This is a genomic window from Methylovorus sp. MM2, assembly GCF_001648895.1.
In the GTDB taxonomy this organism is placed as follows: domain Bacteria; phylum Pseudomonadota; class Gammaproteobacteria; order Burkholderiales; family Methylophilaceae; genus MM1.
The window spans coordinates 296,150-309,708 of sequence record NZ_LXUF01000001.1 but is presented as its reverse complement, the minus strand read 5'-3'; the positions used below and the strand labels follow the sequence as shown (position 1 = coordinate 309,708).

Below are 13,559 nucleotides of genomic sequence, written 5' to 3'. Positions count from 1 at the left end.
TTTAAGCGATTACTCAAACACCATGGCAATCATCAACTGCTTCGCTCCAATAGCAGCGCCTGATGCAAAAATACTCATCCTAGGCTCCATGCCTGGGCAGGTATCGCTCACCAAACAAGAGTACTACGGGCATCCGCACAACCTATTCTGGCAAATAATGGGTGAGCTTTTTGGCGCATCGCCACACCTGCCATATGCAACAAGGCTTCAGATCCTGATTCAAAATGGCATCGCCATCTGGGATGTTGTACAGGAGTGTGAACGAGAGGGCAGCTTAGATAGTGATATTGAGGAAATATCCATCATCGCCAATGATTTCTCGCACTTTTTCCTGTTACACCCCCATATTCACTCCGTTTTCTTCAATGGCACAAAAGCAGAAGCTGCATTCAAACGCTACATATTGCCGACACTAAAAAATACTAGTCACATTCGCTTTACGAAATTGCCATCTACCAGCCCTGCCAATGCCTCAATATCTAAAGAGAAGAAACTCTCTGCTTGGAAAAGCGTCCAATCTACAGAATAATCAGTTTTTCATGCCTCTTTAAAATAATGACACTTTTTGTCATTAGGTAGAACGTCTCGATAGATATCATTTGCGGAGTCAACCTGATATGGCGCAGAATCTTTCCATAATAAAGAATATTGCAATCACATCTATCCTGGGGATTTTAGAAAGATATGTATAACTTACGGTCGCCCGTAGCCACATCTGCTTTGCTTTTTTTGGCAGCACTCTGTGTTTGCCAGCAGGCGATAGCCGCTGAATCCAATAAGCAGGGAGGCAGTGGCAAGATCGTAAAATGGGTAGATGAAAAAGGAATAACGCACTACGGAGACAGCATTCCGGCACAATATTCAGGGCGCGATAATACCGTCATTAATTCACGAGGCATCGTGATTCAACGTAACGTAGCGGCACCCGCGCAAGCTACGGCGGTCGCTGAGAAAAATCAGGAATTGGCAAGGCGTGACCGCGCATTACTGGCCTCATATACCACCCAAGAAGAAATCGATCTCGCGCGCGACCGTAATCTGCAAATGGACGAGATCACGATTACCGGCCTGAAACAACGCAGGGAAGGTACTGTTGTACGCTTGGGTAATATTCAGAAAAGAGTAGATGGCTTTAATAATCGCAAAAAGCCGTTACCTGACGAGGTAAATAAGGAACTCTTAGATGCCAAAACTGAAATCAGCAATATCGATGAGCAGATCAAACAACGCTTAGCCAGTATGGATGCGACACGGGCCCGTTTCGATATAGATAAGCAACGCTTTATCTCACTGAAAGAAAAAGCTGCAGGCACTAAAACAGAAGATTAAAACCTCTAAACTAGAGGTTTTAATCACTTAGCTTGCCAGCTTCTTCTTAAGCAACTCGTTCACTTGCGCAGGGTTCGCCTTGCCTTTTGAAGCTTTCATCGCCTGACCTACCAATGCATTAAAAGCCTTTTCTTTACCGGCCTTGAATTCCTCAACCATGGCAGCATTTGCAGCCAGCACTTCATCAATGATAGATTCGATAGCACCGCTGTCGGTCACCTGTTTCAACCCTTTTTTATCGATGATGTGGTCTGCATCTCCCTCACCAGCCCACATCGCCTCAAACACTTCTCGCGCTATTTTATTGGAGATAGTGTTATCTGCAATACGCTTGAGCAGGCTTGCAAGCGCAGTTGGTGAAACTGGGGATGCAGAAATATCTTTACCTTCTTCATTCAATTTTGCGGCAACCGCACCCATGACCCAGTTTGCCGCGATCTTGGCATCACCGCCAAAAGCCGCTGTCGTAGCGATAAAATAATCTGCAATGCCACGCGATGCAGTCAATGCCGCTGCATCATAAGCTGAAAGCGAATACTCACCTTCAAACCTAGCTTTCATATCAGCAGGCAATTCAGGCATCACGGCTTTTATCGCCTCAATATCGCTTGCGGTGATCTGCAAAGGCAGTAAGTCCGGATCAGGGAAGTAGCGATAGTCATTGGCCTCTTCTTTCGAGCGCATCGCTTTTGTCTCGCCCGTATCAGGGTTGAACAACACGGTTGCCTGTTGGATCGTGCCGCCATCTTCCAATGTTTCTATCTGCCAGCGGGTCTCATATTCAATCGCCTGTTGCATAAAGCGGAAAGAATTCAGGTTCTTGATCTCACGACGCGTCCCAAGCTTCTCGGCACCTTTTTTGCGTACAGATACGTTCACATCACAACGAAAACTACCTTCCTGCATATTGCCATCGCAAATGCCTATCCATTGGACTAGCTCATGCAGTTTTTTGGCGTAAGCAACGGCTTCTGCCGCAGAGCGCATATCGGGTTCAGTGACGATCTCCAATAACGGTGTGCCTGCGCGATTCAGATCAATACCCGACATGCCTTCACTTGCCCCATGAACGGATTTACCTGCATCTTCCTCCAAATGCGCGCGGGTAATATTAATCGTCTTCTCGTAACCATTTTCATTACCTGCTGACGCACCGACATGAATCGTCAGTGAGCCTTTACCAACGACCGGTAATTCATATTGACTGATCTGATAACCTTTTGGCAGATCAGGATAAAAGTAGTTTTTACGCGCGAATACTGAGCGCGGGGAAATCTCGGCATCGACAGCCAATCCGAATTTGATCGCACATTGAACAGCCTCTTTATTCAATACAGGCAACACACCAGGCAAAGCGATATCAACAGCACTGGCTTGTGTATTAGGCGCTGCGCCGAAAGCGATACTGCTACCGGAAAATATCTTGGATTTGGTTTGCAGCTGGGTATGCGTTTCCAGCCCGATAACGACTTCCCATTCCATTATGCGATTCCCTCAGGCATACGGCTATGCCAATCTGTGACTTGTTGATACGCATGACCAGCATTCAGCATGCGAGCTTCATCAAAATAATTACCGATGATCTGTAAACCGACAGGCAAAGATTTTCCGTCAACAGTTTGCGTGAATCCTGCTGGAATGCTCATCCCCGGCAAACCGGCCAAATTCACGGCAATCGTATAGATATCCTGCAAATACATCGAGACCGGATCATCAGCTTTTTCACCGGCTTTAAAAGCGGTAGAAGGCGCCGTCGGACCAAGAATGATGTCGCAATGTTTGAAAGCCTCTTCAAAGTCTTGCGCGATTAGGCGGCGTATCTGCTGTGCTTTAAGATAATAGGCATCGTAATAACCCGCACTCAATACATAAGTACCGATCAGGATACGGCGCTTCACTTCCGCGCCAAAACCTTCGGCACGGCTCTTACAGTACATATCCATCAAATCATCATATTGTGCGGCGCGGTGACCATAACGCACACCGTCAAAACGAGATAGATTGCTTGAAGCTTCCGCGGGAGCCAATACGTAATAAACAGGAATGGAAAGCTGCGTATTCGGCAAGCTAATATCCACGATCTCGGCACCCAGCTTGCGATACTCAGCAATAGCTTCTTCAATCACTTTCGCGACATCAGCGCCCAGGCCTTCGGCGAAATATTCTTTTGGCAACCCGACACGTAAGCCCGCCAATGGTTTATTCAGATCACGGGTGTAATCTTCTTTCTCGCGTTGCAGGCTCGTCGAATCGCGTTCGTCAAAACCTGTCATCACATTCATCATCAATGCCATATCTTCACAGGATTTAGCCATTGGCCCGGCTTGATCCAGTGAAGATGCAAAAGCGATCATGCCGTAGCGTGATACCAACCCATACGTAGGTTTAAGGCCAGACAAACCACAAAGCGAAGCCGGTTGACGAATAGAACCACCAGTATCAGTACCTGTAGCAGCTGCGCATAAGCGCGCAGCCACTGCGGCTGCACTACCGCCTGAGCTACCTCCTGGTACACGGCTACGATCCCACGGGTTTTGCACCTTGCCGAAATAACTCGTCTCATTGGATGACCCCATGGCGAACTCATCCATGTTGGTCTTGCCGAGGTTGACCGCACCTGCTGTATCAAACTGTTTGATGACATGCGCATCGTAAGGGCCGATAAAATTTTCCAGCATCTTCGAGCCACAAGTAGTCTGCCAACCTTTAGCGACAAAAATATCTTTCTGGGCGATTGGGATACCAGTCAGCGCAGTGGCTGAACCCTGTGCAATTCTTTGGTCTGCCGCTTTAGCCTGTGCCAGCGTGATCTCTTTATCCAACGCGATATAGGCGTTGATCTCAGGATTATGTTGGTCTATACGATCCAGAAATTGCTGAGTCAGCTCAACGCTGGATATCTTTTTTTCGGCAAGCAAAGTGCCTAGCTGCTTTAAGCTACTATTTATCATGTTTGTTATTCGATGACTTTGGGGACGAGATAAAGACCGTCTTCAACGGCTGGCGCAATCGCCTGAAAAGATTCACGCTGATTAGTCTCAGTCACGACATCTTCTCGCAGGCGCTGCACGAGATCCTGTGAATGCGACATAGGCTGGATGCCAGTCGTATCAACAGATTGCATCTGTTCGATCAGTTTTAAAATGCCGGAAAGTTTTTTCAGGGTAGCTTCCGCATCGTCATCACTCACCTCAATACGGGCAAGATGTGCCATGCGTTTAACGTCAGCAGTAGTCAAAGACATATACGTTCACACTTAAATAAAATCGTCCGTTAGCAAAATTAACGGCCTAAAATCAAAATCGGTCTTAAAATTCGGCACTACATGGGGTATTATACCTTGATTTTATGCACATCTTCAGCCGCAGCCTCTACACTATAGACGCACGCGGCGGTTCGCTCAGGATATACAAACAATGTTCGGTATTTTAAACAGTTATTTTTCCAATGATCTCGCCATCGACTTAGGCACCGCTAACACCCTGATTTACGTGCGTGGCAAAGGCATCGTCCTCGATGAGCCTTCTGTTGTTGCGATTCGCCAGGAAGGTGGCCCAGCAGGCAAAAAGACCTTGCTCGCAGTTGGGCTTGAAGCCAAACGTATGCTAGGTCGCGCACCAGCCAATATCACGGCGATTCGGCCGATGAAAGATGGCGTGATCGCAGACTTTACGATCACCGAGCAAATGCTCAAGTACTTCATCAAGAAGATCCACGAATCCCGTTTATTCTCACCAAACCCCCGCATCATCATCTGTGTACCCGTTGGCTCGACACAAGTTGAACGTCGCGCTATTCGCGAATCAGCGATCGGTGCTGGCGCAAGACAGGTTTACCTGATCGAAGAACCGATGGCAGCAGCGATCGGCGCAGATATGCCGGTTGCTGAGGCGACAGGCTCTATGGTCGTAGATATTGGCGGCGGCACAACGGAAGTCGGTGTGATTTCACTAGGCGGTATTGTTTACGCAAAATCAGAACGCGTTGGTGGTGATAAATTTGATCAAGCCATTATTGATTACATTCGCCGTAACTATGGCATGCAGATTTCCGAGCCAACGGCAGAGCTGATCAAGAAGAAGATTGGTTCAGCATTCCCGGGGTCTGAAGTATTAGAGATGGAAGTCACGGGCCGCAATCTTGCAGAAGGCCTGCCACGCAAATTCACGATCTCCAGTAATGAGATATTGGAAGCATTGACCGAGCCGTTGAATGCCATCGTAGGTGCAGTTAAATCGGCACTTGAACAAACCCCCCCTGAACTTGGTGCAGACATCGCTGAAAAAGGCATGGTACTCACTGGCGGTGGCGCATTACTTCGCGATCTTGATCGCCTTCTACTAGAAGAAACCGGTTTACCTGTGATCGTGGCAGAAGACCCACTCACATGCGTGGCGCGTGGCTGTGGCCGTGCGCTAGAAGAAATGGATAGACTGGGTAACGTGTTTGCTGACGAGTGATCGTTTAAGTAATTGATTGACCACGCAGGCCGTTATACGGCCTGCTTTTTGTATTTTAAGAGTTTGAGATTAGGGCCAAACTTCAATGCCGCGTCGCGCAATTGACAATCAATATACTCCGGCTTTTTTTGTACGCGGCCCCAGCCCGTTCGCCAGACTCATCTTCTTTGCCGCTTTATCGCTATCCCTGATGGCGACAGACTCTCGTCTTCACTATTTGATTGAGATTCGCCAAGGTTTCGTCGCACTACTATATCCCTTACAAATACTGGCAAATACCCCTGCCAATGTATACAAAAACACCAAGGATTATTTCGTCACCCACAACAGCCTATTATCAGAGAATCAACGACTAAACACACAAGCAGTGATGCAAAGCGCAGAGCTTCAACGCTTCAAATCACTCGAAACCGAGAATGCACACTTAAGAAATTTACTGGATGCCGCCCAAAGCTCGGCTCAGCCAGCAAAAATGGGCGAGATACTGCATATGGGTCGTGATCCGTTCACGCACAAAGTGATCGTCAATCTAGGCTCAAGGAACAATATCCTTGAAGGGCAAGCCGTCGTAGATGCCGATGGTGTGATCGGACAAGTTACGAAAGTCTACCCCTTCAGTAGTGAAGTCACGTTGATTACAGATAAAGAACTGGCGATCCCCGTTCAGGTTGAACGCAATGGCCTGCGCGCAATCGCATTTGGGCATGGCAAGGATACACGCATCGACTTGCCGTATCTGCCTGCCAATGTCGACATTCGCAAAGGCGATAAACTGGTCACCTCCGGTATTGATGGCGTATACCCGACCGGCTTAGCTGTTGCAGAAGTCATCAATATCGAGCGCAATCCCAATTCGCCATTTGCCAGCATCCTGGGTAAACCGAGTGCAGGCATCGAAAACCATAAACAGTTACTACTGATCGATTTGCCAGACCCAAATGCGATGAGCCCTCGCGCCATCAGCAAAAAAACAAAACCGATCACGCCGGAATTATCAGAACCGAAAGCGGATAATGCAAGCCGCTAAACTCAAATCCATGTACTTAAGCCTTTTTGTAGCGTTTATCTGCTACTTATTGCCTTGGTCTGGAGTGGGCTTACTTATCCGGCCGGATTTTGTTTTACTGGTATTACTTTACTGGCTGTTACGCTCCCCCAGACTTTGCAATATCGGCACGGCATGGTTTGCAGGCTTGCTAATCGATCTGGCTAGCGGCGGGCTGTTTGGTCAGTGTGGGCTGGCTTATGCGGTGACTGCTTTTTTTGCCGTCACTTACCAGCGCCGCCTCACTTTATTTAACATCTGGCAGCAGTCTGGTTATATATTCATACTACTTATTCTGAATCAACTCACATTGTGGATGCTGAAGTTATTTGCTGGCGGCGAAAGTCCGGGGTGGAGTTACCTTCTGCCATGCGTGAGCGGGATTCTGCTATGGCAATTCATCATGTTCTCGCGCATTGGCATTGAAACTCACGCTGATAAGAATTGATGCATGAGATCACGCTCAGAGATTAAAAATTACCAGCTGGAACAGTACAATTTTCGCTTCAGGCTAGCTGTCGCTGCGATTTTCGTGCTGGTATGTTTTGGGGTTCTGGCTAGCCGTTTCTTTTTTCTACAGTATGCCAAATACGATTACTACCAGACGATGGCAGAGAACAATCGTATATCCTTGGTACCTATCGTCCCTAATCGCGGCTTGATCCTTGATCGCAATGGTGTGATTCTCGCGCACAATTTTTTCGTTTATACGCTCGAAATCACGCCATCCAAAGTAAAGAACGTCGAGGCGACGATAGAAGAACTCAGCCATTTCGTTGAAATCGGTAGCCTAGATCGCAAAAACTTTAAAAAACTACGCACGCAAAGCCATAGCTTCGAGAGCGTGCCTATCCGCACGCATCTAAATGAGACAGAAGCCGCCAAGTTTGCGGTCAATCGCTACAGATTCCCCGGCGTTGAGATCAGATCACGACTTTTTCGCCACTACCCAGAAGGCAGATTGGGCTCCCACTTAATTGGTTATATTGGTCGTATCAACGATAAAGACCTTGCATCCCTAAAAGAATCAGAAGACCTGTCGAACTACAAAGGCTCTGACCATATTGGTAAAAGCGGGCTCGAACAGTCATACGAGCGCAGTTTGCATGGCACGACAGGTTTCCAGCAGGTGGAGATAGATGCGGATGGCCATGCTGTGCGCGTACTTTCTAGCACTGCACCTATTCCAGGGGATAATCTGATTTTATCTATAGATAGCAAACTGCAAAAAATCGCAGAAGACGCGTTTGGGGATTATCGTGGGGCGCTGGTGGCAATTAACCCGAAAAATGGGGAAATCTTAGCCTATGTGAGCCAACCGACTTATGACCCAAACCTGTTTGTAGATGGTATAGATAGTGAGAGCTGGAAAGCACTGAATGAATCACTGGATAAGCCGCTAGTCAATCGTCCGTTACGCGGCGTATACCCCCCTGGCTCAACATTCAAACCATTTGTTGCCCTTGCAGGACTTGAAAACGGCAAGCGGGAACCTCCATTCAGCATCAGCGACCCCGGCTATTTTATGCTGCCCGGTAGTTCACATCGTTATCGAGACTGGAAGCCAGCGGGCCATGGCCAAGTAGATGTCAGACGCGCGATTACAATCTCATGTGATACTTTCTTCTATGGCTTAGCAATGGAGCTTGGCATCGACAGACTTGCGGAGTTCGTCAGTCATTTTGGTTTTGGCAAAAAAACAGGGATTGATATTGTTGGCGAATCAGATGGTTTATTGCCAACGCCTGCATGGAAAGCCAAACGCTGGAAACAAAAATGGTTTCCGGGAGAAACCGTCATTGTCGGCATCGGTCAAGGCTATACTTTAACTACGCCTCTACAGTTAGCCCAAGCAACTGCGACATTAGCCAATAACGGCGTAGGAATACGCCCTCGTCTGGTATCCAGCATTCAGGAGAATCTCAGCGGTATCACGCGCCCTATCCAAATGATCACCAATGACCGCATCCCGCTGGAACAAAAAAACATCGATATCGTAAGAGCGGGCATGATCGATGTAACGCTACCGGGAGGTACAGCTGCCTCTGTGGGTGCGGGCGCTCCTTATGCCATTGCTGCGAAATCGGGGACGGCACAAGTGGTCGGTATCAAGCAAAATGAAAAATACAACGAAAGCAAAATGGCAGAGCGCCATCTGGATCATGCACTCTTTATTGCTTATGCACCCGCAGAAGATCCGACCATTGCCATTGCCGTCATCGTCGAGAATGGCCGCCATGGTGGCTCCACGGCTGGGCCCGTAGCACGCAAAGTCATGGATTATTACCTATTAGGCAAAATGCCGGCTGAGCCGTCCATCCCGAAAGATGCCGCTTCGCTACCAGAGGCTGGGCATGAAGGAGAGGAGCCACCTCATGATTAGACAACTCATGAGTTATCTGATTAAGCACATCGACTCATTTCTGATGAGCTGCCTGTTCTTCACGCTGCTGATTGGGCTGTTTGTGCTTTATAGCGCATCAGGTCAGAACGTTGACCGCATCGCCTCACAGTTTGCCAATATCATCATCGCGACAGGTGCTATGTGGATAGCCGCCAATATTCCACCCCAACACTTGCAGCGTGCGGCATTACCTTTATATGCGTTCGGGATGATATTGCTGATCGGCGTCTATTTTTTCGGTGAGATTAGCCACGGCGCTCGCAGATGGCTGCATCTTGGCATTGTGCGCATCCAGCCTTCCGAGCTCATGAAGATCGCAGTTCCCATGTTACTGGCTTGGTATTTTGCAAAACGTGAGGGAACAATCCAATTTTCGGATCATGTCGTCGGCGCAATATTATTAGCCATCCCAGTGCTACTAATCATGAAGCAACCTGATCTTGGCACGTCGTTACTCATCGGGGCATCTGGCTTTTATGTATTATTCTTTGCAGGCCTCAGCTGGCGACTACTGATCGGCGGCGCCGTCCTGATCGGGGCAAGCACTCCCATATTGTGGTCATTGCTACATGACTACCAAAGAAAACGCATTGAGATACTGTTCGACCCTTATCAAGACCCACTAGGCTCAGGCTATCATACGATACAAGCCACGATCGCTCTGGGATCAGGCGGCCTCGCGGGCAAAGGCTGGCTCAATGGAACACAGGCACAATTAGACTTTCTGCCTGAACGCACTACCGATTTCATTTTTGCGGTATTCGGTGAAGAATTTGGCTTATTAGGCAATTGCCTGCTACTGTTACTCTTTACGCTCATTATTGCGCGTGGCCTTGTGATCTCCGCCCAAGCGCAAAATACCTTCTGCCGACTGCTTGCTGGCAGTATTACATTGGCATTTTTCACTTATATCTTTGTCAATATCGGCATGGTGAGTGGCATTCTACCTGTCGTAGGAGTGCCCTTACCCTTGATTAGCTATGGCGGTACTTCTTTAGTAACGCTTATGCTTGGTTTTGGTATTTTGATGAGCATTCATACCCATAAGAAACTGGTGACTACCTGATGATGAAATCTACGCGCCTATTTTTGGTTCTTTCTTTAACATTGATACTTGCGGCTTGCGGCGGAACAACAAGTGTAAAACCCACATCGCAGCCAACAGTGAGCAGCGGCAGCAAAGCACCGCCCCCACCAATCGCTAAAAAAGGTGGTGGTTATTATCTGGATGATGGCCCGGGCGATAATCCGCCAGCCGATATTGATGGCATTCCTGATGCTGTGCCGCGTGCTGAAGTTCCTCTAGCACGTGCCAATAGACCCTATAGCGCGCTTGGCACGCGCTATACGCCGATGACGGTGTATGTTCCTTATAAGCAAACGGGTATTGCATCTTGGTATGGCAAACGCTATCACGGCCAGAAAACTTCCAGCGGCGAGTTATATGACATGTATGGCATGACAGGCGCACATACCGTCTTGCCCTTGCCGAGCTATGTGCGTGTCACCAACCCAGAAAATGGTCGCTCGGTAATCGTGCGCATCAATGATCGCGGGCCTTTCCATAGCGACCGCCTGATTGATCTTTCTTATGCTGCTGCCTACAAATTACGTTTGATTGGCAAGGGTAGCGGGCTCGTTGAGGTTGAAGCCATAGATACCCGCCCCGGCAAGGCTTCGTCCCAGCCCACACCACCAATCGAGACGCCGCTACCGCCCGTGAGCCAACCCCTTGCAGAAAGCACGACTGCATTTGTGAATCCCGTGCCGGAAACAATGCCTGTGAATGGCGACTATGTTCAAGTGGGTGCATTCAAGATCGAATCGAATGCAGAAGGATTAAAAGACAAGTTGCGCCAGAACAATCTGGTGGGGAACGTGTCTATCGCTAGCTGGTATAATACTGGCACCTACCGTGTACTGCTCGGACCTTACGTAAACCGTGAAGAAGCCGACCGTGCTGCCGCTCAAATCAAGCAAGTGCTTAGCACCAATGCTATTGTTATTCGTAAGTAATTGGAAACCATGTCTTATATATTCAAATTATCAGCCTTACTTCTCTCCCTCTCTTTTTTAAACGTAGCGCAGGCCGCCGCTGACATTCCACCACCGCCGACACTAGCGGCTAAATCCTATGTGCTACGTGACTTTAATAGCGGCAATATCGTTGCCCAGCAACAAGGCAATGCGCGCGTGGAACCTGCATCATTAACCAAATTAATGACGGCCTATCTTTCATTCAAAGCATTGAAGAACGGTCACCTTGAGTTAACGCAAACATTACCGGTGAGTGTTAAAGCATGGAAAGTTGAAGGCTCCAAAATGTTCGTTGAGCCGAATAAACCTGTAACAGTGGATGAGCTGCTGCATGGCATGATTATTCAATCGGGCAACGATGCATCCATTACCTTGGCAGAAGGAATTGCCGTTACTGAAGAAGCATTTGCCGATCTCATGAACAAAGAAGCTGCACGCTTAGGCATGACGAATACACACTTCATGAATGCCACTGGCCTGCCGGATGCGCAGCATTACACGACGGCATATGATCTTTCACTGCTTGCAGCGGCACTGATTCAGGATTTTCCTGATCAATACAAACGTTTGTACTCCACTAAAGAATATACCTACAACAAGATCACTCAACCTAACCGCAATCGCCTGTTGTGGCTTGACCCATTTGTGGATGGCATGAAGACAGGTCATACTGAATCAGCGGGATACTGCCTGATCGCTTCGGCTAAACGCAGCGATACGCGCCTGATCTCGGTAGTGCTTGGCACGCCATCAGATAGCGCCCGCGCGACAGAAAGCCAGAAATTATTAAATTACGGCTTCCAGTTCTTTGAATCACGCCTTGTTTATAAACGTGGTCAAACCATCAATACATTAAAGGTTTGGAAAGGCTCAGAGAACACCATTGTCGCCACTGTAGCCAATGACCTGTTTGTCACATTACCAAAAGGTGAATACGCTAGAGTTAAAGCCAAAGTCATCAGCAAACAACCTTTAATCGCACCTATCAGTGCAGGACAAGAAGTTGGTACGATTCAGTTCACAATTGATGACAAAGTAGTGGATGAACGCAAACTGGTTGCAGCAAAGAAAATCGAGATCGCCGGCATATTTGGCCGTGCATGGGATAGCATCAAGTTAATGCTGCAATAATCGCGGATTTTCCAAATGAGCCAGATCGTTTACCTGAATGGCAAGTTTCTTCCTATTGAGGAAGCACATGTTCCGGTACTTGATCGTGGGTTTATTTTTGGTGATGGCATTTATGAACTCATCCCCGTATATTCACGCTTTCCTTTCAGGCTACGTGAACACCTGAAACGCATGGGTAATAGTCTGGCGGCCATTCGTATTGAGAACCCCTATACGGATGACGAATGGGAAAACCTCTTACGCGAATTAATCGAGAAACACCCAGCGGAAGATCAGTCGCTCTATATCCACATCACCCGCGGAGTGGCGCCACGTGACCATGCTTTCCCCAAAGGGGTAAAGCCTACGGTGTTCATGATGAGCAATGCTTTACTGACACCACCAGCGCTACAAGTGAAACAAGGCGTGATGGCCATCAGTGCTAACGATATTCGCTGGGATAGCTGCGACATTAAAGCTATCTCACTCCTGCCGAATATATTGCTACGCCAGATGGCGCTTGATGAAGATGCTATTGAAACAGTGCTGTTTCGTGATGGTATATTGACTGAAGGTGCAGCGAGCAACATCTTCGCTGTTGAAGATGGCGTCATACTGGCACCGCCAAAAGACCACCATATGCTACCCGGTATCACATACGATATAGTACTGGAACTAGCAGAAGCCAATCATATGCCCATCGAGATCGGCAAGTTTGCAGAATCGCGCATACGCGCCGCAGATGAGTTATGGATCACCTCATCGACAAAAGAAGTACTCGCCATCACGACATTCGATGGTAAGTCAGTAGGCGATGGCAAACCGGGTCCTATTTTCGAAGAAATGTACCAGCTATACCAAGACTACAAAGACTTGGTGATGCGCCACAGAACGGATTAAATGTATGGCAGATCAAGAAGAGCTTATCGAATTCCCTCTCGATTTCCCTATCAAGGTGATGGGCGAAACACATGATGAATTCACCAACATCATCATTGAAGTCATCCGTGAGCACCATCCAGAATTCGGTGCAGACCGTATCGAGATGCGTGCCAGCTCCGGCGGCAAATATATCAGCCTGACCTGCACGGTCTATGCGACATCCAGACCGCATCTGGATAATATATACCGCGCGCTCACGTCACACCCATTAGTCAAATACGTACTCTAAGTA

Annotated in this window: 14 protein-coding genes; 11 read left to right on the top strand and 3 right to left on the bottom strand. The window is 48.1% G+C overall.

What is annotated here, in order from left to right; all coding sequences use genetic code 11:
- Window positions 1-22: 22 nt before the first annotated feature.
- Both A7981_RS01330 and A7981_RS01325 read left to right on the top strand, forming a co-directional pair.
- Entirely contained in the window at window positions 23-529 is a 507-nt protein-coding gene (locus tag A7981_RS01330) for a DNA-deoxyinosine glycosylase (protein WP_067262916.1), read from the top strand.
- A 155-nt stretch (window positions 530-684) separates the two neighbouring features.
- Window positions 685-1,329: a DUF4124 domain-containing protein gene (locus tag A7981_RS01325; RefSeq protein ID WP_067262915.1), complete on the top strand. Its 645-nt coding sequence runs from the start codon at window positions 685-687 to the stop codon at window positions 1,327-1,329.
- A 27-nt stretch (window positions 1,330-1,356) separates the two neighbouring features.
- Here A7981_RS01325 and gatB read toward each other — a convergent pair whose 3' ends face one another.
- From gatB to gatC, 3 genes are read right to left on the bottom strand one after another with little or no spacing between them, the layout of a single operon-like run.
- Window positions 1,357-2,811, bottom strand: coding sequence for an Asp-tRNA(Asn)/Glu-tRNA(Gln) amidotransferase subunit GatB (gatB, locus tag A7981_RS01320; RefSeq protein ID WP_067262913.1), 1,455 nt, complete (start codon window positions 2,809-2,811; stop codon window positions 1,357-1,359).
- The gene (gene gatA / locus A7981_RS01315; protein ID WP_067262912.1) at window positions 2,811-4,280 is read right to left on the bottom strand and encodes an Asp-tRNA(Asn)/Glu-tRNA(Gln) amidotransferase subunit GatA; all 1,470 of its coding nucleotides are present in this window, start codon (window positions 4,278-4,280) and stop codon (window positions 2,811-2,813) included. Before gatA ends, gatB begins: the two co-directional genes overlap by 1 nt.
- A 5-nt stretch (window positions 4,281-4,285) precedes the next feature.
- On the bottom strand, window positions 4,286-4,573 hold the full coding sequence (gatC, locus tag A7981_RS01310; protein ID WP_067262910.1) for an Asp-tRNA(Asn)/Glu-tRNA(Gln) amidotransferase subunit GatC: 288 nt from the start codon (window positions 4,571-4,573) through the stop codon (window positions 4,286-4,288).
- A gap of 172 nt (window positions 4,574-4,745) precedes the next feature.
- On the opposite strand from gatC, the gene A7981_RS01305 reads away from it, so the two are divergent.
- The 9 genes from A7981_RS01305 to A7981_RS01265 all read left to right on the top strand — a co-directional run bounded on the left by A7981_RS01305 (window position 4,746) and on the right by A7981_RS01265 (window position 13,556).
- The gene (locus tag A7981_RS01305; RefSeq protein WP_067262907.1) at window positions 4,746-5,789 is read left to right on the top strand and encodes a rod shape-determining protein; all 1,044 of its coding nucleotides are present in this window, start codon (window positions 4,746-4,748) and stop codon (window positions 5,787-5,789) included.
- 85 nt (window positions 5,790-5,874) lie between these two features.
- Window positions 5,875-6,816 (top strand): rod shape-determining protein MreC, encoded by a 942-nt coding sequence (gene mreC / locus A7981_RS01300; protein ID WP_067262905.1) that lies wholly within the window; start codon window positions 5,875-5,877, stop codon window positions 6,814-6,816.
- Entirely contained in the window at window positions 6,803-7,282 is a 480-nt protein-coding gene (mreD, locus tag A7981_RS01295) for a rod shape-determining protein MreD (protein ID WP_067262902.1), read from the top strand. The genes mreC and mreD overlap by 14 nt, the downstream gene beginning before the upstream one ends.
- 3 nt (window positions 7,283-7,285) lie before the next feature.
- Window positions 7,286-9,217, top strand: a complete 1,932-nt coding sequence (gene mrdA / locus A7981_RS01290; protein ID WP_067262900.1) for a penicillin-binding protein 2 — start codon at window positions 7,286-7,288, stop codon at window positions 9,215-9,217.
- Complete coding sequence (gene rodA, locus A7981_RS01285) at window positions 9,210-10,304, top strand: rod shape-determining protein RodA (protein ID WP_067262898.1); 1,095 nt, start codon at window positions 9,210-9,212, stop codon at window positions 10,302-10,304. The genes mrdA and rodA overlap by 8 nt, the downstream gene beginning before the upstream one ends.
- A gap of 2 nt (window positions 10,305-10,306) precedes the next feature.
- The gene (locus A7981_RS01280; RefSeq protein WP_067266355.1) at window positions 10,307-11,254 is read left to right on the top strand and encodes a septal ring lytic transglycosylase RlpA family protein; all 948 of its coding nucleotides are present in this window, start codon (window positions 10,307-10,309) and stop codon (window positions 11,252-11,254) included.
- Between the two features lie 9 nt (window positions 11,255-11,263).
- Entirely contained in the window at window positions 11,264-12,406 is a 1,143-nt protein-coding gene (locus tag A7981_RS01275; protein WP_067262897.1) for a D-alanyl-D-alanine carboxypeptidase family protein, read from the top strand.
- A gap of 15 nt (window positions 12,407-12,421) precedes the next feature.
- On the top strand, window positions 12,422-13,285 hold the full coding sequence (locus A7981_RS01270; protein ID WP_067262895.1) for a D-amino acid aminotransferase: 864 nt from the start codon (window positions 12,422-12,424) through the stop codon (window positions 13,283-13,285).
- A 4-nt stretch (window positions 13,286-13,289) separates the two neighbouring features.
- On the top strand, window positions 13,290-13,556 hold the full coding sequence (locus A7981_RS01265; RefSeq protein WP_067262894.1) for a YbeD family protein: 267 nt from the start codon (window positions 13,290-13,292) through the stop codon (window positions 13,554-13,556).
- Window positions 13,557-13,559 lie beyond the last annotated feature (3 nt).

Excerpts from the sequence above, each read along its gene's own strand:
- A7981_RS01280 (WP_067266355.1), top strand. The coding sequence starts at position 10,307 with ATGAAATCTACGCGCCTATTTTTGGTTCTTTCTTTAACATTGATACTT.
- A7981_RS01305 (WP_067262907.1), top strand. The coding sequence starts at position 4,746 with ATGTTCGGTATTTTAAACAGTTATTTTTCCAATGATCTCGCCATCGAC.
- mrdA (WP_067262900.1), top strand. The coding sequence starts at position 7,286 with ATGAGATCACGCTCAGAGATTAAAAATTACCAGCTGGAACAGTACAAT.
- mreD (WP_067262902.1), top strand. The coding sequence starts at position 6,803 with ATGCAAGCCGCTAAACTCAAATCCATGTACTTAAGCCTTTTTGTAGCG.
- gatA (WP_067262912.1), bottom strand. The coding sequence starts at position 4,280 with ATGATAAATAGTAGCTTAAAGCAGCTAGGCACTTTGCTTGCCGAAAAA.
- gatC (WP_067262910.1), bottom strand. The coding sequence starts at position 4,573 with ATGTCTTTGACTACTGCTGACGTTAAACGCATGGCACATCTTGCCCGT.
- rodA (WP_067262898.1), top strand. The coding sequence starts at position 9,210 with ATGATTAGACAACTCATGAGTTATCTGATTAAGCACATCGACTCATTT.
- A7981_RS01325 (WP_067262915.1), top strand. The coding sequence starts at position 685 with ATGTATAACTTACGGTCGCCCGTAGCCACATCTGCTTTGCTTTTTTTG.
- A7981_RS01275 (WP_067262897.1), top strand. The coding sequence starts at position 11,264 with ATGTCTTATATATTCAAATTATCAGCCTTACTTCTCTCCCTCTCTTTT.
- A7981_RS01270 (WP_067262895.1), top strand. The coding sequence starts at position 12,422 with ATGAGCCAGATCGTTTACCTGAATGGCAAGTTTCTTCCTATTGAGGAA.
- gatB (WP_067262913.1), bottom strand. The coding sequence starts at position 2,811 with ATGGAATGGGAAGTCGTTATCGGGCTGGAAACGCATACCCAGCTGCAA.
- A7981_RS01265 (WP_067262894.1), top strand. The coding sequence starts at position 13,290 with ATGGCAGATCAAGAAGAGCTTATCGAATTCCCTCTCGATTTCCCTATC.
- mreC (WP_067262905.1), top strand. The coding sequence starts at position 5,875 with ATGCCGCGTCGCGCAATTGACAATCAATATACTCCGGCTTTTTTTGTA.
- A7981_RS01330 (WP_067262916.1), top strand. The coding sequence starts at position 23 with ATGGCAATCATCAACTGCTTCGCTCCAATAGCAGCGCCTGATGCAAAA.